Source organism: Rubripirellula reticaptiva, assembly GCF_007860175.1.
In the GTDB taxonomy this organism is placed as follows: domain Bacteria; phylum Planctomycetota; class Planctomycetia; order Pirellulales; family Pirellulaceae; genus Rubripirellula; species Rubripirellula reticaptiva.
Genome location: NZ_SJPX01000006.1, coordinates 793,000 through 812,493, shown reverse-complemented (window position 1 = coordinate 812,493; position 19,494 = coordinate 793,000). Strand labels below are relative to the sequence as shown.

The window sequence follows — 19,494 nt, the reverse complement described above, 5'->3', positions numbered from 1 at the left end:
CGCACTAGCGCATGCGTTCGTTCGTCTGGCCAGGTAGCGATTGCCAATCGCTTGCTGCCCGCTAGATGGAGATACGATCAGATCTACTTTTTCACAATTCGGCGTTGACTCATCCCTCTTGCGGCTGTTAATCAGTTGGGCACCGTTGCGGCTGGCAAGGCTTTCGCAGTCGATCCGTCGGTTGCTTCGGTCGAAACTTCCACTTTGAAGTTTCGGTTTGGTGAACACTTTGCGGGATTTGTTCACCGGTCTCAACGTGAGGCCGGAGCGACAAAGTTTGCATGCGACGGTTTCTGGGTCAATCGTCTCGGTAGACTGCTTCACACCGAAATTTCAACTGCGTCGGGGTGCTTGCTTCATGGCAGCACCCCGACGTTTTTTCCAGGTGGTCGGTTCTTCCCGTTCTCTCGAGTCTGTAAATAGACGGCCATGGCAAATAACGAAAACGCAGCCGATTCTGCCCAACCAGACGCTGATCGTCCCGCCTCGGACGACATCGATACGGGTGACGTTGCGCCTTTACCGTCGGGGACGCCAGGCCAAGCCGGGGTGCCAAACAAAGTCAGCGAACCAGCCGATCCTGAAGCTGCTAATGCCGAGGATTCGGCGGACGAACCCGCATTGTTAATTACTGTTGAAAAACAGGCGATCGCGCGCCGCCGCAAAATGATTTTGTTGGCATCGCTGCTGGCAGTCGCTTTGGTGGGCATCTTGATCTGGACGAGCATGGGTCGAGGCGATTCGGACGACGAATCCAAGCTCGCTATTGCACCGGCGATCTTGTTCGACGACCTCTGCGAGAAAGTCTTGGCAGATCCCGAATTATCGAAGGTCCACGTCACGGAGTTTGAGGTGGACGATTCGATGGTCGAAAAGCTCGCTCCACTTGAACTGGTCAAAACGGTCATCTTCGACAAGGGGGCGGTCACTGACGCCGCGATGCCAACAATTGCCGCTCTTCCCCAGCTGCAGCAATTGCGTTTGCGGCTTTCGCCAATCACTGACGAGGGATTTCGCGAACTTTCGAAGTCGCCGACGTTGATGTTTTTGAACTTGCCGCAGTGCGAGTGTACATCCGAAGGCATCAAGTCGTTGGCGTCGATGCCAAGACTGCGAAGCTTGCGCGTCGGTTCGCCTCATTTGACCAACGAGTCGGCACGCGAAATCGCGAAGATCAAGACGCTGCGTACGATTCATCTGATCAAAGTTCCGATCACCGACGAAGGGCTGAAGTTGTTGGCCGAAATGCCGCAACTCGAGTCACTTTACCTCGACGACTCGTCGATCACCGAGGCAGGTTGGGCCTGGTTGTTTGATCATCACGGCAATCTGCATGTTCATATCAACCAAGACCACCATGATCGCGATCCGCAGAAGCATAAGCATCACAGTGATTGATCAGCAGCGAACCGGTTTCGTGAATCGGCGCGGCGAATTCAGTTGCCAGATCATCGGTGTTTGTGATCGCCTTCTAGCGATCATTCGCCGTCCATAACGGCTTCCTTGATCGCGGCGACTAACGCACTTCGCCCAAGTGTCGTCGCTTGCAACCGATCAACATCGACATTGAGACTGCGTCCGATCTGGATCGCCAAGTCAACGTCTCGAATACCGTGGAATTGATTGGTGCCTTGTCGGTTTACGAAATCAATTTCATCGAGATAAATCGTGTTTCGGTCGTCGTCAAAACTCGATTCAAACGCATCTGACAATTCGTCGATCCAAGATTGCGGCAGTCCACGCGTTTGGCAGTGATCGATTGGCCAAATCGTGTCGCCGGTGCATTCGGTCAACAGCGACAAAGCCTTATGGCGTGGAATCATAGTGGTTCCTTAGCTGTAGAAACTGTCTAAACTTTGCCCATTCCTTCGACCCCGTTACCCATTCAGGTTTTCGCTATGCCAACCGCGCTTGCCATCGCCGCTCATCCCGACGACATCGAGATTTTGTTTGCCGGAACCATGCTGCAACTCGCCGCCCGTGGTTGGGATTTGCACTACGTCAATCTTTGCGACGGATCGCGTGGTTCGACGACCATGAACATGGTCGACTGTGCGGCGAAACGTTTGGCCGAAGCCCAGGCTGCCTGCAAAGTCCTTGGGGCAACCTTTCATCATCCAATCTATCACGATATGGAAGCTTGTTACACAACCGCGAACCTGGCAAAGGTCGCGGCGATCGTTCGTATGGCGAAGCCTTCGATTGTGCTAACTCACTCGCCCATCGATTATATGGAAGATCACGAAATCGCTTGCCGCCTAGCAGTCAGTGCCGCGTTCTCGCACGCCATGCCAAACCTGGAAAGTGATCCTGCGATTCCCGTTTATAACGATCCGGTAACGGTCTATCACGGGCAACCGATTCACAATCGTTTGCCCACCGGCGAACTTGTGGTGCCGCATCTGTACGTCGACATCACGAATGTAATTGACCAAAAACTGGATTCACTTGCCTGTCACGAAAGCCAAAAGCTGTGGCTCGACAAAAGCCAAGGTCAGGACAGCTATCTGGAAACCACGCGAAAAGTTAGTGCCGAGGTCGGAACCTTGAGCGGTGATTTCGAATACGCCGAAGGATGGCGCCGCCGCGAACATTGGGGATTTTGTGGCGAAACCGACGACCCACTCGCCGATGCACTTGCCGACATCATCGTCGACACGCGAAAGTAGTTGCAACATTTTTGGCTGGGGGCTGGGGGCTGGTGTCTGAACATTGTGCTATTACGGTCGTGTACCGTGTTCGCGCAAGATCAGTCCCAAGTCAGCGCATCGGGCAACGAATTTAGATTCTTGGGACCATCGTGAGTGACGACAAGCATGTCTTCGATTCGGACGCCGCCGCATTCGCGTCCGTACAGACCTGGTTCGATTGTGAACACTTCGTTTTCCAAAACTTCGCCGCCGCCGTGATCCAGCAAAATGGGTTCGTGCAGATCCAAGCCGATGCCGTGGCCGGTTCCGTGCTGGATGCTGGGGCCGTCGGTCAGCTTGCCACGCGAGACTTTGTAACCATGTTTGATCAGCACGTTTTCGCCGGCCTTGTGGACTGCGTCGGCGGTGTTTCCGACTCGCAACATTTCGGTGCAAGCTGCTTTGGCTTCGCGGACGGCGGCATGCATGTCGCGGACTTGATCGGACACTTTGCCGTGCACGACCGTGCGAGTGCAATCGCCCCAATACCGTGTGCTCTCGTCGCGCGGGAACAGGTCAACAATGATGGGGCATCCGGTGTGCAGCGGCCCTGAACCGCTGTGGTGACAGTCGGCGACTAGCGGAGCGGTCGCGATGATCGCGCCGTGCGACATCGTGAAGTTGCGTTTTAGAAATTCGAACGCCACCATGCTACGCACTCGTTCGCTGGTCATGGCCTCGCCTTCGTGCATTAGCACCCCGTCGCTGCCAACATCGCACTTTGAGATCGTCTGGCAGATCCACTTCATGACGTCTTCGGTCGTGCCCTGTGCCTTGGATAGAGAATCGATCTCGCTTCGTGTCTTGATTCGGCGATCAAGGACGCCAAGCTCGGCGTCGTACTGAACGTCAATTTCGGCTTGTTGCAAGTGCCAGGCGAAGATGAACGGAAGCGATCGGTCCGCCACGACTCGCTCGACTTTAGCGCTGCGCAGGATCTGGACTGCTGCTTCGGCGGTAGCCGTTTCGCGATCGGCGCTCAGCCCAGCCGGTGGTGCGTGTTCCGGCGGACTCGTCACGTCGTCACAATGCCCGGCTTGACGGACACGATCCATTTCCAAATCTCGAACCAGTCCAATGCGGCGCGAATCCAGTTCGATCCAAGCCGCCGGATCACCCAAGGGGACGCCGAGTCGACGGTACAGCGAGCTGTTCTTCTCGGGAAAGCCGGCCAGGATGCGTGCGGAGTGGATTTTCATAGAAGCGCAGAACGAACAATGGTGAAAGTACGAATGTCGGCGTTTCGATCGTGTGTGCCGAGTCCACGTCGTTTATACACGATTCGGCCTCAGGTCTGAGTCCAGTGCCATCGCATTTCTAGATCCCAATTTTCGGCACACAGCCGGTGGCAGCGTTTAATCACGCACCTGGTCGAAGCTGGGTAATCCAGACGCAGATTCGTGGATTCGATCAGCTATCTTTGGGGATCACCAAGCTTGGTGGATGAACTGAGTGTCTCGTTGCAGTTCAATGGTGTTGCATTTGCAGCGCGCGTTTCAGTGGACGTGGAAATTGCCACAAGAGTTGGCGACGAGTTCGGTTGATTCAGTTAAGCTATGGCAAGTGCTGCCGGTGGTACCCGACGCTTTTCGAAACGTTTGAATGATGGAAAACAATTGTCGATGTTGACCGTAAAATGCCCGAAATGTGCGACCGCACTCAAACTGGCCCAAGCACCTGCCAGCGGGCGCGTGAAGTGCCCGAAATGTGCAGCCATTGTCGCGGTAAAGCCTTCGGCTGGGGCATCGGCTCCGGCACGCGCGCCAGCCGCGCGGCCCGCTGCGGCAGCTGCATCGGTCGACCCGGATGACGACAACTTCGATTTTGGTCGGATTAGCTTTCCAACCGCATCAACTACTGCGGCAGTCAGTCATTTTCCAACGTCGGGACAGGCAACGTTGTTTGAGGGGCCGATTCCTGGTGACCCATTGGAAATTGAAACTGATGCGTCGGGATCTCCAGTTGATGGTGGCGGCGAAGCGGGCGGCCCGATAGGGAAGCCTGGCAAAAAGAAAACAGGTGGACTTAGTACCGCGGCAGTCGTGCGATTGGCGGTTGGACTGATCGCTTTGATCGTCTGTACCGGTATCGCCGTTGTGGTTTGGAAATCCCGCGGCAGCGGCGGTCCGTCGGCGGCAGAGACAATTGCGAAACTGCAACAGAGTTCGCCAGACGGTTACAAGGCGTACGGTTTCCAAGGCGCGGTCGCATTGATGCCCAAAGGAGACGAATTCGATAATTTGCCCAGTGTGATTGATTGCATGGCTGTGACGACGGACAAGAGTCGGTCGGTCTTCTTTTTCGGTGCGATGAACGGCGGGAGCTTGCCGCTCGACAATGAACAGATGCGAAAAAAGGCTGGGCGACAACTCGGCGGTGAAATCCTGGGCGGTAACGACACCGAACGAAATGGATACAAAGGCATCAAAGGGATTCTCGATGGCAGCATTTTCTTGCCTCGCATGATGGTCGAGGTTTATCACATCGACGAGCGTTTCTGCATTCTTGGCAGTGCCCCAGCCAGCTTTGGGGCGGACCCAAGTGCAGAGGTCGACCGAGCCTTGGAAGCCGAAGAGCAAAAGGTCTTTTACGATTCGTTCAAGGTTGGTGCCAAGCCAGCGGGTTTTTGGGCGAACTAGCTTTGCTGGACTGTTAACACGATCGGTTGAAACGGGACGTGGCGAATCGCAGCACCGCCGTTGAAGAACTCGTGTGATCCGATTCGGAATCCATTGATTCGCCGGTGGGTATGTCCAAAGACGATTCGCCGGACGCCGGACGTTTGGTTGGCCGGTTGTCGCTGCAGCCAACGAAGCAATCGCATGCAAGTGTTTTTGCGGCGATGCGCAGCAAGGGCCGCTGCTTTATGAATTCTCGCGTTCACAGCAACGTCGTACGCCAAACTGGCAAGCCTTCCACTGGTGGGTTTGTTCTTCCATTGGTTTCTGTAGTGCGAGAAAGCATCCGCACTGCCGTCCCCTTCGATCACATCACCATGCAACCAAATCGTGTCGCCGATTCGCAGACATTCAGCACCAACTTCAAACCGGTCTCGCGACGCCGCCCAGTCGACAAGTGAGACTTGAAACGACTCGTGGGCGTCGTGGTTCCCGTTGAGAAACACGAATCGCGTTTCAGGGAAATCGCGGTACCAGTGATCCAGCCATTCCAGTGATGCCTCAATCGCAAACGTATCGTTCGCATGTTGGCTCCAGCGGAAATCAAACAAGTCACCGCCCCACACGCAAACATTGCACCGCGAAACTGCATTGCGAATCGAAGTTTCATGTGACTCGTAATTCGAACGAGCACTCAACCAGTGAAGGTCAGACACGAAAGCGACTGTCAACGCAGACTGCTCACGACTGAGCGGCACGGATGGTTCCCAACGATCGATCATCAGCGTTTGGTTGTTTTTGATTGAAATTCAGTGTTGAAGGCCAATGTTTCGGCACTTTCCTACAATACGCATAAAGCTGTCCGTCCGGTACACTCGACCGGCAATTCAACTTGGACGATGGAGAACGATGTGACCGCAGATTCAGATGACTCAGTCGCAGCACCGACGCAGGAATCACCAATACGTCCTCGTCGGCGACTGCGACGCGCGTTGATCGTCGTGTTGGTTGCGTTGATTGCAATCGCAGCGATTCAGGCCGTTGCGGACGACACTGATCACCAATTTGCAAACTTTGGATGCTACTTGGTCGGGTTGGTTGCGGTGCTCTACTCGTTGATCCAAGTTCATCTGCACGCGTCTGCGTTTGGGCGACGCTACTTGGTTCCGGCGGCGGTCGGAATTGTCTTGGGCGGCATTTTCTCGCTGGTTCGGTTTGACGGATTCAGTGGTGAAATGGTGCCACAATTTGCTTACCGATTCGGTGAAGAATTGCATCTGGCCAGGGTCAGCCCCGATGCTGCGGTCAACGATGCTGCGGTCAACATTGCGGACGGATCACCGGAAGCGGTCGCTAGCGCCGATTCAAACGGATTTCTGGGCAGTGATCGCAATGGAGTGATCGCCGAGCGGCGGTTTGCGATTCCGGAATCAGCAAGTGATATCAAGACGCTTTGGAAGCAAGGTATCGGCGAAGGATGGTCGTCGTTTGCGGTGGTTGGCGATCGTGCAGTGACGCTAGAGCAGCGTGACGAACGCGAGTGCTTGACGTGTTACCGATTGCTTGATGGTGAATTGCTTTGGAATCGCAACATTGAGACTCGCCACGAAAACGCTCTCGGTGGCATTGGCCCGCGTTCAACGCCGACGATTGACTCCGGTCGCGTTTACGCGCAAGGGGCAACCGGCCAGGTTTGGTGTGTGGATTTGATTTCAGGCGATGTCGTGTGGAGTCACGATCTGTTGAAAATCGCGGGCTGGGATCAGCTAGCCTCCGAAGTAGCGATCGCGTGGGGCCGAGCCGGTTCACCGTTGATCGTTGATGGATTGTGTGTGTTGCCACTTGGCGGTCCCGAATCGATGGCGAAGTCGGGGCGTAGCTTGATCGCATTTGACGCGGCCGACGGAACGGTGAAATGGACCACCGGTGAAGCACAGATCAGTTACGGTTCACCGATGCTGATGACGATTGCCGGCAAGCGGCAGATTGTTTCGGTCAACGAAGCAACTGTGACTGGACACTCAATCGAGGATGGCAAAGTGCTGTGGCAGTTTTCATGGCCGGGACAATCCAACGCGGGGGCAAACTGCGCATCGACGGTGTCGGCGGGACCAGATCAGTTCCTGGTCGGCAAAGGTTATGGCGGTGGTAGCGCACTGGTGAAAGTCTCTCGCGAGGGTGACGAAATGATTGCCAACGCCGTATGGACTTCGTCCAGCGTTTTGAAAACCAAGTTCACCCACGCTTGCGTAGACGGTGAAGTGGCATACGCGATCAGCAACGGGGCGCTTGAAGCGGTCGAGATTCAGTCTGAGGAAAGTCTGTGGAGGCAACCTCGCAGCGAACGATTGGGCCAAGGGCAGCTGTTGTTGGTGGACGACGTGCTTGTTGGTCAAAACGAAACGGGCGAAGTGGTTTTTGTTGATGCCAATCCCGATCAATATGTGGTCCGCATCAACCTGCCAGCCTTGGAAACAAAAACATGGAACATTCCAACGGTTGCTGGACAACATTTGCTGGTCCGCAACGACCGAGAAGCAATTTGTTTCTTTTTACCGGCTAAGTAGTCACGGCGGTCGAAAGCCTGCGAAACGTAAGCGATCTCGTTGCACTACTTCGGCCGATCAATTTCAAAACGGTCGCTAGTCCGGACATAGGTGCTGCCGCCCATTCGTCCGACGGTTGAAAGAGTCGTTGGGTCTAGTCGGCCATCGTCGCAAACGCAGTCGTCTTGGATGTGAAACCAAACGATTCGGCCGATCACCATGTTTGCGCCGCCGGGGCCGGTTCCAATAGCGATTGACGAATGCAGTTCGCATTCCATCGACGCTGCGGCATTGGCAACTCGTGGCGCCCCGACTTTTTCGCAGCTAGCTTTTGCAATATCTGCCATCACAAACTCGTCTTCATCCGGTCGCAGTTCGGCAGCGGTTTGATTCATTTTTTCAACCCACGGATCGGTCACCAAGTTCACGACAAACTGACCCGTACACAAAATGTTGGCGAGCGTGTCTTTGAAGGTGCCATCCGCTCGATTTGCGGGACAAAATGCAAGTGTTGGTGGGTTGGATCCGACGCCACTGAAGAAACTGAACGGTGCCAAGTTAGCAACGCCGTCGATGGAACGAGTCGACACCCATGCGATCGGCCGGGGGCTGATCAATTGCGTCATCCAGTGATAGATCTGGCGCGTCGATGGTTCGTCTGCAGAGAAGTTCATCAGGTTAGCAACTTGGTCATCGACGAATGCAGTTCGTTTGATCCGCTGACACAAAACTTTGGCAGCCAATCATCAACCGCGCCGCCATCGTATGCGGTCAACACGGCGCCGGCTTCACGTGCGATCACGATCCCTGCCGCTGCATCCCATGACGCGACGCTCGTCGCCCAGTAGGAATCCAAGCGACCGGATGCGACGTAACACATGTTCAACGCACAGCTGCCCAATCGGCGAAGTGAACGGCACTGTTCCAAAACACGCAAGAACTTGGCGACTTCGGGATCTGCCGCTTTCACGCCCGCAGGAAAACTGCAGGCAACCAAACTGTCACTCAGCTCTTTGCAGCCGCTGGCTTTGATCGCCTTGCCGTTGCATTGGGCGCCTTGTCCGTCAATTGCGGTGAAGAGTTCATTGGCGACCGGGTCCAGGATCACACCAAGCTGCATCTTTCCACCAGCGTAGAGTCCGATGGAAACCGCGAACGACTGTAAACGGTGAACGTAGTTCACCGTGCCGTCGAGTGGATCCACGACCCAGCATGGCGGGGCGTCGGCATCGCCGCGACGCACGGTCGCGGGCGGATCGTTTTCGCCTTCTTCTTCGCCGACAAATGCATAGGAACCGAATGCATCCATCAAAATGCTGCGAACGGCTTTTTGGGACGCCAAGTCGGCATCGGTGACTAAATCTTTGGGCGCCTTCTCTCGCACCACTCGGTCATCGCGGCGAGCCATCAACTCGACGGCGCCTGCGTGTGCGGCGGCAACAGCAACTTCAAGGTGTTTCGCATCCATCAAAGATCAAGTCCGTCGTTTTCGTTTTCTAATCGGCGTAACTCCTGCAGCCACACACGGATGTCATTGTCGTATTCGGTGGCCATGTCACCAAGAATCAACTGGCGATGAAAGGCTGCGGCGCCTTTCTCAACATGTTCAGCCGCTTCGGCGTTGGGAAACCGGCGGTTCGGATCTGGCGAAATCAGGCCGCCGATGAAGTTCATCAGCAGTTCGTTTCGCAGCACGTCCTCGGGCAAGATCGCCGAAAGATTGGCGGGCAGTTCTCGCTTGGCCTGCAACAAGTCACGCATCTTGGATTGCTGACCGAACGGAAGGCGTCCGCTTAGTAGTTCAATCAACACATAGCCGACGCTGGCCAAGTCACTACGCGGTGTCGCTTCGCGGTTTTCGAGCACTTCCGGCGCCGCATACAACGGAGTGCACTCGCGGTCGCGCGGTGGGCTGCGGTAATCGATTGCCGAACCCATGTCGATCAGCTTTGCGTGACCGCTTCGTTTCAACATGATGTTGGATGGTTTGACATCGCCGTGAACGATGCCTTCGCGGTGCAGGGCCGCCAGTGCGGATAGGATTTCGCGTACGATCGCAACGGCGACACCGGCTTTGAATCGCGATTGGTCGACACCCTCGGTCAAAATGACTTCGTTGATGTATCGCCATCGCCGACTGCTGACGTGTCCGTGCAGCAAGTGCAGACACCGTGGCGACATCAATTGGCGAAGGTCATAGCCGTCGACCCATTCCATCATCATGATTCGTACACGCTCGCGTTCAAAAAAGTTTTGTACATCGAGTAGATTGTCGTGCTGGATCATCGCAACGCGAGCGGCAATCGATGCGACTCGTTGCATCGCCTCGGTGTAGGCCGCGACGCCGTTGTATCGTTCCGGCGAGAAGACCTTCATTGCCACAGGAACGGTGAAGCCGTCGGTCCCTCGGTACTCTGTCAAATAGACTTCGCCCTGACCACCGCGGCCAAGCATTCGCAGCATGTGATGATGGCCAGTCCAACTGACTTTCCCATCACGCGATAGGCGATCATACGCCTCCATCAACTTTGGGTCCGTCTTCGAAGCGACGGAACCTTCGGCCGTGATCGTCGGATTCGGTTCGAAGCGAGTGGTGGATTGCATTGAAGGAACGTCCATCCGTGATTGCGGTCGGTTCATGCGTTGCAGGCATTTTGGGATAGCCAGGCCAAGGACCTGATGTCTGCTCGGCCTGGTTGGGAACACATGGTCACCATGTGCGTTTTGTCTCAGACTTGGACCAGTATAGACGACCAGTGGCGAGTTGATGATACAGTTCGAATAAGATCGCAGTTCAATCTGTTTTTTGACCAACGCATAAATTGTCGCCGACCGATTGACTCAAGCGATTCCCATCGAAGCTCGGCTCGTAAAAGTCTCGGCCCGCAACGAATGGCAGCTTCGGCCGCTAAAAGCGACGCGTGGTGACGGGATCGTTACCCATATGAGTTCGGCCAACCAAAATTGCAATCATTGCACCGGCGACGAATCCGCCAATGTGTGCCCACCACGCGACACCACCGGCTTCGCCGCTAGCCGAAGCCGAAACTCCGCTGAAGGTTTGCAGGGCAAACCAGATTCCCAGAAAAACGGGCGCTGGTAACACGAAGATTTGCAGGATGATAAAGATAGGTAGTACCGCTTGGACACGTGCATGAGGATAAAGCCAAGCGTAAGCTCCCATCACTCCGGCGATCGCCCCGCTGGCACCAATCGTCGGTATCGGGCTGGTCGGATCCGTTACGTAGTGAGCGAGACCTGCGGCGATACCGGTCCCCAAATAGGCGACCGCGTAACCGACATGACCAAGTCGGTCTTCGACATTGTCACCAAAGATATAAAGGAACCACATGTTCCCCAGAAAGTGCATCCATCCGCCGTGCAGAAACATGCACGACACTATCGTCATCCAGGGCGCAATCACAGCGGGCGCCAACGTATGCTCGACGATGACCGTCTGAATACCTTCCGGCGTACGCACCTGTGCTTGGTGTTGCAACGTCGCAATGGCACTTGGATCCGAGACTCTCAGTGGTACCATCCCGAACGATTCAGCTATCGTGCCTTCCGGTTCGCTCAACTGAGTGATGAAGGCCAAGGCGCAAATTGCAATGATCGCATAATTGACGATCGGCGTGGTTCGGCTGGGGATGTTGTCGCGCAGTGGGATCATGGGGCTGCATTATCGTTCCAGCTCGCTTCACGGCAACCCAGTTCGACTTCGATTTGCATCGGGCTCGCATCTCGCAACCCACTGCTGTCGCAAGATGTGTTGTAGCGATTGACGCCAGCCGCCCGATGCGTTTGAGAGTATCAACTTCGGTTTCGAATCTTGGTGAGTTCGAAAACTAAAAACCAAAAAAAGAAAGAAACACGACCGGACGTGCATCATGCAGGCCGGTCGCGAATCACTGCAGCGAGCATTGCCGTTGGAAAATCCTTTTCCGTCAGGCGATGACGCAACTCAAAGAGTGAAAGCAGAAAGAGAGGGTGACATCCATGTTCGCAAGAAAACTTGCCGGTGCGTTCCGTCGTTACCACCCCTCGAAGTTTGGCTGATCGCGTCCACTGCGATCCTCCGCGGTCAGTTCAATTCATTTGAACGTTCCATGGTCGATTTCGACAACTGTTTTTATTGTCGACTTCTGTCCGCTTGAATCGTCGTTAAACGACTGCGGCTATTGATGAGTGAGGAGGAGGTTGATTTGCGATCGGAGAGCAGCTTCCAAGCGGAAAACCGATGGATGCCAAAGTTTGTTCGGTACCCGAACGATGCATCGCACACGCCCTAAAAAGTTTGAAAAGATAAGTTGCGATTCGCCGCGGCTGTCCGCTCGCGTTCCGCACTTGGAACGGGACAGAATTTGGCGTCGTCGCACTCGAATGTCAACAACAATCTAACGCAACATTTTCATTTCGATGGACGGGTTGGACTGAAAGGCAATGAAATGCGGTGCAACATCAGCTAAAATTTTTTTGCTCGCGTCGCGCCACACAGCGAGCCGATGTGAGACCAAAATGGCGCAGTGTTCCTATTCACCGATGCTTTCTACAAAACGACCTGCGATGCCTGACGATGACGAAGATTCAAGTGCCAGTGATGCGGGTTCTCGCAATCAGCACAATGATGAAAATTTGCTGGCAATTGAAAGCAAGGTCGTTAGCCCAACACATTGGTGGGCCGATGAATACGTTGACGCGATGCACCGTGAACTCGGTCCTTCGGCATGCCGAAAACTTTCGATTTATCGATTGCCAAACGGTTTCTGTTTGACAGTGATCGTTCCCGTTTTTGACGAGCAAAAAACCATTGCAAGCGTCGTGCACCGCCTGCGCGAAACAGGGATGCCGATGCAGATTGTTCTCGTAAACGATGGCAGCAGCGATGGCACTGGAACCGTCATTGATCAATTTGATGGCGATCCCGACGTGGTCGTGCGTCATCACGCTGCCAATGCTGGCAAAGGCGCTGCGATCCGCACGGGGATTCGCGCTGCGACGGGCGATGTGATCGTGATCCAAGATGCGGATCGCGAATACGACCCGTCCGATTTTCGTGCGTTGCTACAACCGATTTTGGCGGGTGAATCTGACATCGCCTACGGCACTCGCTATGGCCACTGCGATCGATCTCTATCGCCTTGGTGGCACCAAGCCGTCAACAGCTTTCTGACGATGCTGGCGAGCCTTGCTGTGGGAATTCGGCTTAGCGACGTCGAAACGTGTTACAAGATGGCAAGACGAGAGCACTTCGAGACAATTCTTGACGAGTTGCAGGAAAATCGCTTTGGAATCGAAATCGAAGTAACGGCGCGTTGGGCTCGAAAAGGATTGCGATTTACCGAGCGACCGATCCGCTACCATCACCGGTGGTACGACGAAGGCAAAAAGATCGGTTGGCGAGACGGCCTCAGTGCGCTGCGTTGTATCGCAAAGTACGGACTGTTTCGCCAATAGCTACGCCGTCATTCAACGCACTTTCACGGCGCCGATGTGATCGTTTTTCGCTCTTTGACGGGATACCACTTTTCGATTTCGCGAGCGAGTTTTGCGACAACTTTAGGGTTGTCGCTAGCAAGGTTCGTTTTTTCGGCCGGATCGGCGATCAAGTCGAACAGCTGCGGACCCTTTTCAGTTCTCGGGTGAGTGCTTGTGTAACGGTTGGTTTCTCCGTCGTAGGTCAGCAGAAGTTTCCACTTGCCTTCGATTACCCAGCGGAACAACAACGAGGCTTCGGGATTTTCAATGTCGGCGACATCGTGCGCAAAGCTTTCGCCAAAGATTCTGTCTCGTTCAATTGCGGCACCTGTTTCCAAATTGGGCAACAGGTTCAATCCTGGTAACCCGTCGGGGATCGTTTGCCCGGCTGCTGCTAACATCGTCGGTGCGATGTCTAAACTTGTTGCCAACTCGGTTCGTTCGCCGGGGATGATCTTTCCGGGCCAACTGTACATGATTGGCGTACGGATCCCGCCTTCGTACGGAGTCTGCTTTGATCGCATCGCGTACTTGCTGCTGTTGGGATCTTGGATCCAGCCGTTGTCGGTCAGGTAAACGAATAGCGTGTTGTCACGTTGCCCTTTGTCGTCGATCAACTTCATCACATCGCCGCAAGTTTCGTCGAACCATTCGCACATTGCAAAGTACTTCGCAACCGAATCGGTTCGTCCGTCAGTTTTGTACTTCGATAGGATTCGTTCAGGCGGATTGTGCGGCGAGTGAGGCAGGAAGGGCGCGTACCACAAAAAGAACGGTTTCTTTGCCGCGACCGCTTTGTCAACGAACTCGGCGATTGGCTCAATGCCTTGGCGGCCGATCGTTAGCCCATCATCACCATGACGCCCGCCTGGATTGGGGAAGCCGCGGGTCATGCCGTCGGTAAAGCCAGCGTTTGTATAACTGCCTTCCCACAGCTTGCCGCTCTGGTGGCTAAGGTAGCCGCGTTTGCCAAGCAGTTCGGGAACCGTGTCAAAACGATCCAAGTAAGAAATCAATTGAGCGCGGCGCGCATCGTACAGTTTCGAGTCAGGTTTGGCGTACTTGGGCGATGGATCGTTGCCGGTGATACCGTGAGTCGACGCGTAGTGGCCGGTTAGTAGCGTCGCGAGAGACGGTCGACACAGAGCCGTTGGCACGTACCCACGGCGGAACACGGCGCTGCGACGTGCCAGTGCGTCTAAGTTCGGCGTTTGAATCGCCTCGTGCCCCATGAAGCTGTAGTCCGTCCACGCTTGGTCGTCCGACAACAGCAACACAATATTCGGAGGCGTTTCAGCCTTCGCATGGGTCGGCGCGATCGCAAACGAAAACAGGATCAAGGTGCAAATCAGAAACTTCACTCGGACACGACCATGGGTTGGAGGCGGGAAATCAGGGGGGGAGGTAAAGGCGACTTAGGAAAAGCCAGCGGTAATGTCAGGCAAGCAAGCAAGGGCCAAGCTGAGCGTCAAACTTCTTCGAACAGCTGCAGGTCAGCGATCACGTACTCGCCCGATGCATGAGTGTTGCGGCACTCCACAAAATAGAACCACTCGCGGCTCGTGAAATTCCATTTCATTTCGAGAATCCGACCGTCTTGGGTCGATTCCGGCAATTTAAGTGTCACCTCGTCGAACAATTGCAATCGGGGTTCGCGAATGTGGTCAGGGTGGGGATTTAGTATTGCCACCAGTTCGGCCAGGGCACGACGCAAGTTGTCTCGCGGCGAAACGGTTTCTTCGTTGATGACCTCAGTACGGTTGGTCCGGTGAGTGACTCGGACGGCGGTCGACGGTTCCCCCTCGTCCGGAACAAAACGGTGAATCAGAACGTCTCGCGCGATCAACTGCATGGTCGTTGCCTCGAAAGAAGAAGTCAGATTTCGTCAGTTCGCCGTTTTCGTCAGTAGGCAGATTCTCGCCATCCAGGGTAGGACTACGTGGATTCTGCGTTCGCTTTTTCGCCAGCTCGATCGGCCTCGAGGCATTCGAATTGGTGACCTTTTCGGGGACCGTATTCAGTTTGCGTCAAAATTTCCGGCCCGTCTTCGGTCATCAGCAGTGTGTGTTCGAACTGAGCCGAAGCCATGCCGTCTTTCGTCCGCACTGTCCAACCATCGACTTTATCGCTTCGTGTGTATCGACTGCCCGCATTGATCATCGGTTCGACTGTAAAGCACATGCCGGGGTACAAACGGTCAATTCGGCTTTGGCGGTTTGGAAAATGGGGAATCGAGGGATCAAGGTGAAACGCCCGTCCCAGGCCGTGTCCGACGTATTCGCGAACGACGGTAAAGCCGCGGCGATGGGCTTCGGGAACCACGGTTTCGCCGATCGTGCTGACGCGGCTTCCTGGTGTTAGGGCATCGATCGCCAAGTACAAGCAATCAAACGCACACTGAGTCACCGCCCGACGCTGTTCCGAGACATCGCCAATGAAGAACGTTTCACTTTGGTCGCCATGCCAGCCGTCGACGATCGTCGTGATGTCGACGTTGATGATGTCGCCGTCTTTGAGCGTGTATTCGTCGGGAATTCCGTGGCAAATGACGTCGTTGATGCTTGTGCAGCAACTCTTGGGGTAATTTTGGTAGCCCAGCGTTGCTGGAATATGCCCGTTATCGATTGTCCAGGAGTGGATCAGATTATCGATCGAAAGCGTCGTGACACCGGCTTTAACATGTGGGCGGATGTAATCCATCAACCGCGCGTTTACCCGACCGGCTCGGCGCATCGCGTCTTGTTGCTCTGGGGTGAGAATCAGCTTCTTTTGCTTCTTCAGCATCGATTTCATTCTTTGAAAATTCCCATCGGATCGAAAATTCGCACTGGAACACCGTCGGCTCTGCGAAAAAGCCCACGAATCTGGCGATACGATCGCGACCAAATGACCAGTTCGGTTCTGATGGGCATCATCTTACCAGCCTAGCAAGCGTCGCCCAAGTGTTTGTTTTGATCGTTTGCCCCGATACCCGAACCAATTACGAGGGTTAAAGGAAATGGGAGGCACTGTCGCCGCAGGAGTGATGGCGGCCGGGTGTTTCCTTGCAAACCAACGGCAAACGTGCGACTAAGATGTCACGGAGCCTAAAAAATCTCGTCCAGACTGGTCCCGTCAATCCTTATGAAACCAACAACTGTACTTTCAATCGCTTCGCTCGTGACTGTTCTGGCGTTCTCGTCAGGCACACTCGAGCCTTCCCTGGTGTGGGCGCAAGAGCCGGTCGCAGTCCCGGATTCAGCTGCCGATTCTGCGGATAATACCGCGGAAGAAGTCGAATCCGACAACGCGCCTGCGTCGGCAGCCGCGCCGGCTGTGCCACTTGCAACGCCTGCGCCCGTTGTTGCTCCGGCGGCCCCGATTGTTGGTGGAGCATCGGACGCCGACGGTGATGGGTTGCGTTTTAATTTCTCCGGCACCGAATGGAAATCTGTGCTCGATTGGTTTTCCGACCAAGCAGATTTGTCGTTGCAGCTGGACGTAATTCCACTGGGAACGTTCACGTTTGCCGACCCGACACGCAGTTATACGCTTGACGAAGCGCTTGATGTGCTGAACTTGTCGCTGATGAAACGCGGATATTCGTTGGTCCGTCGCGGTCGAATGCTGCAAGTCATCGACTTGGAAGGTGAAAACGCCAACAAACTGATTAGCGAAATTGCGGAACTGGTGAAAGCCGAGCAGCTTGACGAGCGCGGACGCAGCGACATTGTCAGCACCGTTTTCCCACTTGGCAGTTTGACGCCAACGGCAGCTCGAGAAGAACTTGCGTTGTTGGTGGGCCCGTGGGGGCGTGTCGTCGTGCTCGATACTGCCCGCCAAGTCAAAGTGACCGAAACTGCTAGCAAGCTGATCGCGATCCGCGAAATGCTAAAGAACGCGTCGACTGCGGATACGGACGTCACCGAAATCGTGCTGAAGTACCGCGGCGCTGAAGAACTGTTAGAAATCGCTCGGCCATTGCTGGGACTCGAGCCCACCGTGAACGCTGCGGATGACATTCGTATTTCGGTCGGCCCTCTAGGTGATCGCATCTACGCAACCGGCTTGCCAGGCAAAACGGGCTTGTTGCAATCGATCGTTGACAAAGCCGATCAACCAATCGTCGTGGCGGCGTTGGATTCTGGCGAAACGATCTCGGCTCCCATCTTTCGCACTCATTCGGTCACCAACGCAGACAGCGCGACTGTGTTCGATGTGCTGCAGACTTTGTTGGCTGGAACCCCCGACGCACGCATCGCGATCGATCCAAAAACCAATGCGATTGTCGCATTCGCTCGCCCTGAAATGCACGAGATGATCGACAGGAGCATCGCTGAGATGGAAGGCAGCGGACAGGAATTCAAAGTCATTGACCTACAGCGTCTCGATCCCGCCCAAGCGCTTTTGACGATCAACAAGTTCTTTGGCGTTACGGCCGAAGGTGGCGATGGGCCAATTGTTGATGGCGATCCTGCGACGGGAAAACTGTGGGTTCGCGGCACGTCAACTCAAATCGCGATGGTTGAAAACCTGCTCCGTGAACTCGAGGGTGAAAGCCAATTCGGTGACATGGGCGACAAGGTCAGGATCTTGCCCTACACCGGTCGTGCCGCCGAAGATGCACTGAACCAAGTTCAAAGTCTTTGGCCGATGATGGGCCGAGACAATCTGATCCGCACGATCGCACCTTCCTCTGGTTCATCAAATAGCAACGGTGGAATTCCCGAACGCCGTGTGATTCGTGGCGACCGAAACGAGAAGTCCAACGAAAACGAGAAGGCATCGCCGATCGAAACCCCCGTTGGATCCGAAGCTCGTTATGGTCGCGTATCAGATCAGACGTTGACGATGTTCCAAACCGAAAACGAAGAAACGGCAACCGCAGAGCAATCGCCCTTCAACGGTTCGACGCAAACGTTGTCGGTTGGCGGCAAAGACATCGTCGTTCAGTTCACGCCTGCAGGAATCTTGATCGCGTCCGATGACGTTGCGGCCCTTGACGCATTTCAAGGTCTGATGGAATCGCTTGCGGGGCCATCGGCGGCTCAGTCGAATTTGCCGACTATTTTCTGGCTGAAGTATGCCAAAGCTGACGAAACAGCCGAGTTGATTGCAAAGATTCTTGGCGGTGCCGAAAGTTCTGTATCGTCGGCTGTGGATTCCATGGTGGGCGGTTTCGGTGGCGGCATGCTTGGTGGCTTGATGGGACTTGCCGGAGGTGGTGGTGGCGGCGAAACCTCATCTGCTAAATCGGTTCTAACGACAACCGGCTCGGTCAGCATGGTGCCCGACGCACGGCTGAACGCATTGATCGTTCAGGCCGGACCCGTCGACATGCAAATGATCGAACTGATTTTGGAAAAAATTGACATTCAAGAGAGCCCCGAGGATGTCGAAACGGCTGCGAAGCCACTTCTGATTCCTGTCATCTATCAAGATGCCGAACAGGTTGCCACTGTGGTCAAAAGTGTGTTTGGTGACCGGATTGCCGGCCAAGATAGTGGTGGAAGCGGCGGTCGCGGCGGCAGCGGCGGCGGACAGCCTTCGCCTCAGGATTTCATCCAGGCGCTGCGTGGTGGTGGCGGTGGTCGAGGCGGCGGAGGTGGCGGTCAGTCTGCAGCCAGTACGCCAGCGAAAATCAGCATCGCTGTCGACACGAAAAGCAATTCGTTGGTCGTGATTGCAACACCCCAGGATTTCAATGAAGTTCGTGCCCTTGTCGAACAACTTGACGAAGGCGGCATGACAACCGAAGAAACGATCAGCACTTACACGATGACGGGCGCCGTCAATCCAGATGTGTTAAAGTTGGCGCTCGAATCGATTCTTGGAACCCAAGCCAAATCTTCGACGACAAATTCCAGCAGCGGCGCTAAGCCAACGACGTCGAGCGGCGGTGATTCCGGTGGCGATGCAGCAGCCCAATCGGCGTCCGAGATCCAACGACGCATCGAAATGTTCCGTTCGTTACGTGGCGGCGGTGATACGGGCGGTCGAGGAAGTGGTGGCAGTCCATTTGGCGGCGGCAGTCCGTTCGGTGGCGGTCGACCTAGCGGTGGTGGCGGACGAACAGGCGGTGGCGGTAGCGGTCGACCCGGACGCTAACGCGCCCGACGTGGCTTACATTACTGCGACGCTAGTATTTTTTCTGCTACGGCGGTGTTTGTTGCTGCTACCCTG

Annotated in this window: 16 protein-coding genes; 6 read left to right on the top strand and 10 right to left on the bottom strand. The window is 55.1% G+C overall.

Going from position 1 to position 19,494, the window contains the following annotated elements; genetic code table 11:
- The first annotated feature begins 429 nt into the window (after nt 1-429).
- Nucleotides 430-1,398, top strand: coding sequence for a leucine-rich repeat domain-containing protein (locus Poly59_RS28690; protein WP_146537477.1), 969 nt, complete (start codon nt 430-432; stop codon nt 1,396-1,398).
- 80 nt (nt 1,399-1,478) lie between these two features.
- Here Poly59_RS28690 and Poly59_RS28685 read toward each other — a convergent pair whose 3' ends face one another.
- On the bottom strand, nt 1,479-1,823 hold the full coding sequence (locus Poly59_RS28685; RefSeq protein WP_146537476.1) for a hypothetical protein: 345 nt from the start codon (nt 1,821-1,823) through the stop codon (nt 1,479-1,481).
- Nucleotides 1,824-1,898: 75 nt separating this feature from the next.
- Here Poly59_RS28685 and Poly59_RS28680 point away from each other — a divergent pair, with 75 nt between their 5' ends.
- A complete protein-coding gene (locus Poly59_RS28680; RefSeq protein ID WP_146537475.1) occupies nt 1,899-2,669 on the top strand; it encodes a PIG-L deacetylase family protein in 771 nt (256 codons plus the stop codon).
- Between the two features lie 80 nt (nt 2,670-2,749).
- Here Poly59_RS28680 and Poly59_RS28675 read toward each other — a convergent pair whose 3' ends face one another.
- Nucleotides 2,750-3,889: a M24 family metallopeptidase gene (locus Poly59_RS28675; RefSeq protein WP_146537474.1), complete on the bottom strand. Its 1,140-nt coding sequence runs from the start codon at nt 3,887-3,889 to the stop codon at nt 2,750-2,752.
- A gap of 423 nt (nt 3,890-4,312) precedes the next feature.
- Here Poly59_RS28675 and Poly59_RS28670 point away from each other — a divergent pair, with 423 nt between their 5' ends.
- Nucleotides 4,313-5,329, top strand: coding sequence for a hypothetical protein (locus tag Poly59_RS28670; RefSeq protein WP_146537473.1), 1,017 nt, complete (start codon nt 4,313-4,315; stop codon nt 5,327-5,329).
- Here Poly59_RS28670 and Poly59_RS28665 read toward each other — a convergent pair.
- Complete coding sequence (locus Poly59_RS28665) at nt 5,326-6,090, bottom strand: metallophosphoesterase (RefSeq protein ID WP_146537472.1); 765 nt, start codon at nt 6,088-6,090, stop codon at nt 5,326-5,328. The genes Poly59_RS28670 and Poly59_RS28665 overlap by 4 nt on opposite strands.
- 30 nt (nt 6,091-6,120) lie before the next feature.
- On the opposite strand from Poly59_RS28665, the gene Poly59_RS28660 reads away from it, so the two are divergent.
- A complete protein-coding gene (locus Poly59_RS28660) occupies nt 6,121-7,875 on the top strand; it encodes an outer membrane protein assembly factor BamB family protein (protein ID WP_246152010.1) in 1,755 nt (584 codons plus the stop codon).
- Nucleotides 7,876-7,919: 44 nt separating this feature from the next.
- Here Poly59_RS28660 and Poly59_RS28655 read toward each other — a convergent pair whose 3' ends face one another.
- From Poly59_RS28655 to Poly59_RS28640, 4 genes are all read right to left on the bottom strand, one after another.
- Nucleotides 7,920-8,528, bottom strand: coding sequence for a flavin reductase family protein (locus Poly59_RS28655; RefSeq protein ID WP_146537471.1), 609 nt, complete (start codon nt 8,526-8,528; stop codon nt 7,920-7,922).
- Complete coding sequence (locus Poly59_RS28650) at nt 8,528-9,322, bottom strand: inositol monophosphatase family protein (protein WP_146537470.1); 795 nt, start codon at nt 9,320-9,322, stop codon at nt 8,528-8,530. Before Poly59_RS28650 ends, Poly59_RS28655 begins: the two co-directional genes overlap by 1 nt.
- Complete coding sequence (locus Poly59_RS28645) at nt 9,322-10,458, bottom strand: serine/threonine-protein kinase (RefSeq protein ID WP_146537605.1); 1,137 nt, start codon at nt 10,456-10,458, stop codon at nt 9,322-9,324. The genes Poly59_RS28650 and Poly59_RS28645 overlap by 1 nt, the downstream gene beginning before the upstream one ends.
- Before the next feature lie 304 nt (nt 10,459-10,762).
- Nucleotides 10,763-11,527, bottom strand: a complete 765-nt coding sequence (locus Poly59_RS28640; RefSeq protein ID WP_146537469.1) for a rhomboid family intramembrane serine protease — start codon at nt 11,525-11,527, stop codon at nt 10,763-10,765.
- An 893-nt stretch (nt 11,528-12,420) separates the two neighbouring features.
- On the opposite strand from Poly59_RS28640, the gene Poly59_RS28635 reads away from it, so the two are divergent.
- Nucleotides 12,421-13,311 carry a glycosyltransferase family 2 protein gene (locus Poly59_RS28635; RefSeq protein ID WP_146537468.1) on the top strand — a complete coding sequence of 297 codons (891 nt, stop codon included), beginning with the start codon at nt 12,421-12,423 and terminating at the stop codon, nt 13,309-13,311.
- A 23-nt stretch (nt 13,312-13,334) separates the two neighbouring features.
- On the opposite strand, the gene Poly59_RS28630 is transcribed toward Poly59_RS28635, so the two are convergent.
- The 3 genes from Poly59_RS28630 to map all read right to left on the bottom strand — a co-directional run bounded on the left by Poly59_RS28630 (nt 13,335) and on the right by map (nt 16,116).
- Nucleotides 13,335-14,693: a sulfatase-like hydrolase/transferase gene (locus Poly59_RS28630; protein ID WP_246152009.1), complete on the bottom strand. Its 1,359-nt coding sequence runs from the start codon at nt 14,691-14,693 to the stop codon at nt 13,335-13,337.
- A 107-nt stretch (nt 14,694-14,800) separates the two neighbouring features.
- Complete coding sequence (locus Poly59_RS28625; protein WP_146537467.1) at nt 14,801-15,184, bottom strand: C2 domain-containing protein; 384 nt, start codon at nt 15,182-15,184, stop codon at nt 14,801-14,803.
- An 83-nt stretch (nt 15,185-15,267) separates the two neighbouring features.
- Nucleotides 15,268-16,116 carry a type I methionyl aminopeptidase gene (map, locus tag Poly59_RS28620; protein WP_146537603.1) on the bottom strand — a complete coding sequence of 283 codons (849 nt, stop codon included), beginning with the start codon at nt 16,114-16,116 and terminating at the stop codon, nt 15,268-15,270.
- Between the two features lie 339 nt (nt 16,117-16,455).
- Between map and Poly59_RS28615 the strand changes: the two genes are divergently transcribed.
- Entirely contained in the window at nt 16,456-19,419 is a 2,964-nt protein-coding gene (locus Poly59_RS28615; RefSeq protein ID WP_146537466.1) for a secretin N-terminal domain-containing protein, read from the top strand.
- The last annotated feature ends 75 nt before the right edge of the window (nt 19,420-19,494 follow it).

Coding starts and splice junctions, on each gene's coding strand:
- Poly59_RS28635 (WP_146537468.1), top strand. CDS start 12,421: ATGCCTGACGATGACGAAGATTCAAGTGCCAGTGATGCGGGTTCTCGC.
- Poly59_RS28670 (WP_146537473.1), top strand. CDS start 4,313: ATGTTGACCGTAAAATGCCCGAAATGTGCGACCGCACTCAAACTGGCC.
- Poly59_RS28680 (WP_146537475.1), top strand. CDS start 1,899: ATGCCAACCGCGCTTGCCATCGCCGCTCATCCCGACGACATCGAGATT.
- map (WP_146537603.1), bottom strand. CDS start 16,116: ATGCTGAAGAAGCAAAAGAAGCTGATTCTCACCCCAGAGCAACAAGAC.
- Poly59_RS28615 (WP_146537466.1), top strand. CDS start 16,456: ATGAAACCAACAACTGTACTTTCAATCGCTTCGCTCGTGACTGTTCTG.
- Poly59_RS28650 (WP_146537470.1), bottom strand. CDS start 9,322: ATGGATGCGAAACACCTTGAAGTTGCTGTTGCCGCCGCACACGCAGGC.
- Poly59_RS28675 (WP_146537474.1), bottom strand. CDS start 3,889: ATGAAAATCCACTCCGCACGCATCCTGGCCGGCTTTCCCGAGAAGAAC.
- Poly59_RS28685 (WP_146537476.1), bottom strand. CDS start 1,823: ATGATTCCACGCCATAAGGCTTTGTCGCTGTTGACCGAATGCACCGGC.
- Poly59_RS28625 (WP_146537467.1), bottom strand. CDS start 15,184: ATGCAGTTGATCGCGCGAGACGTTCTGATTCACCGTTTTGTTCCGGAC.
- Poly59_RS28640 (WP_146537469.1), bottom strand. CDS start 11,527: ATGATCCCACTGCGCGACAACATCCCCAGCCGAACCACGCCGATCGTC.
- Poly59_RS28645 (WP_146537605.1), bottom strand. CDS start 10,458: ATGCAATCCACCACTCGCTTCGAACCGAATCCGACGATCACGGCCGAA.
- Poly59_RS28665 (WP_146537472.1), bottom strand. CDS start 6,090: ATGATCGATCGTTGGGAACCATCCGTGCCGCTCAGTCGTGAGCAGTCT.
- Poly59_RS28655 (WP_146537471.1), bottom strand. CDS start 8,528: ATGAACTTCTCTGCAGACGAACCATCGACGCGCCAGATCTATCACTGG.
- Poly59_RS28690 (WP_146537477.1), top strand. CDS start 430: ATGGCAAATAACGAAAACGCAGCCGATTCTGCCCAACCAGACGCTGAT.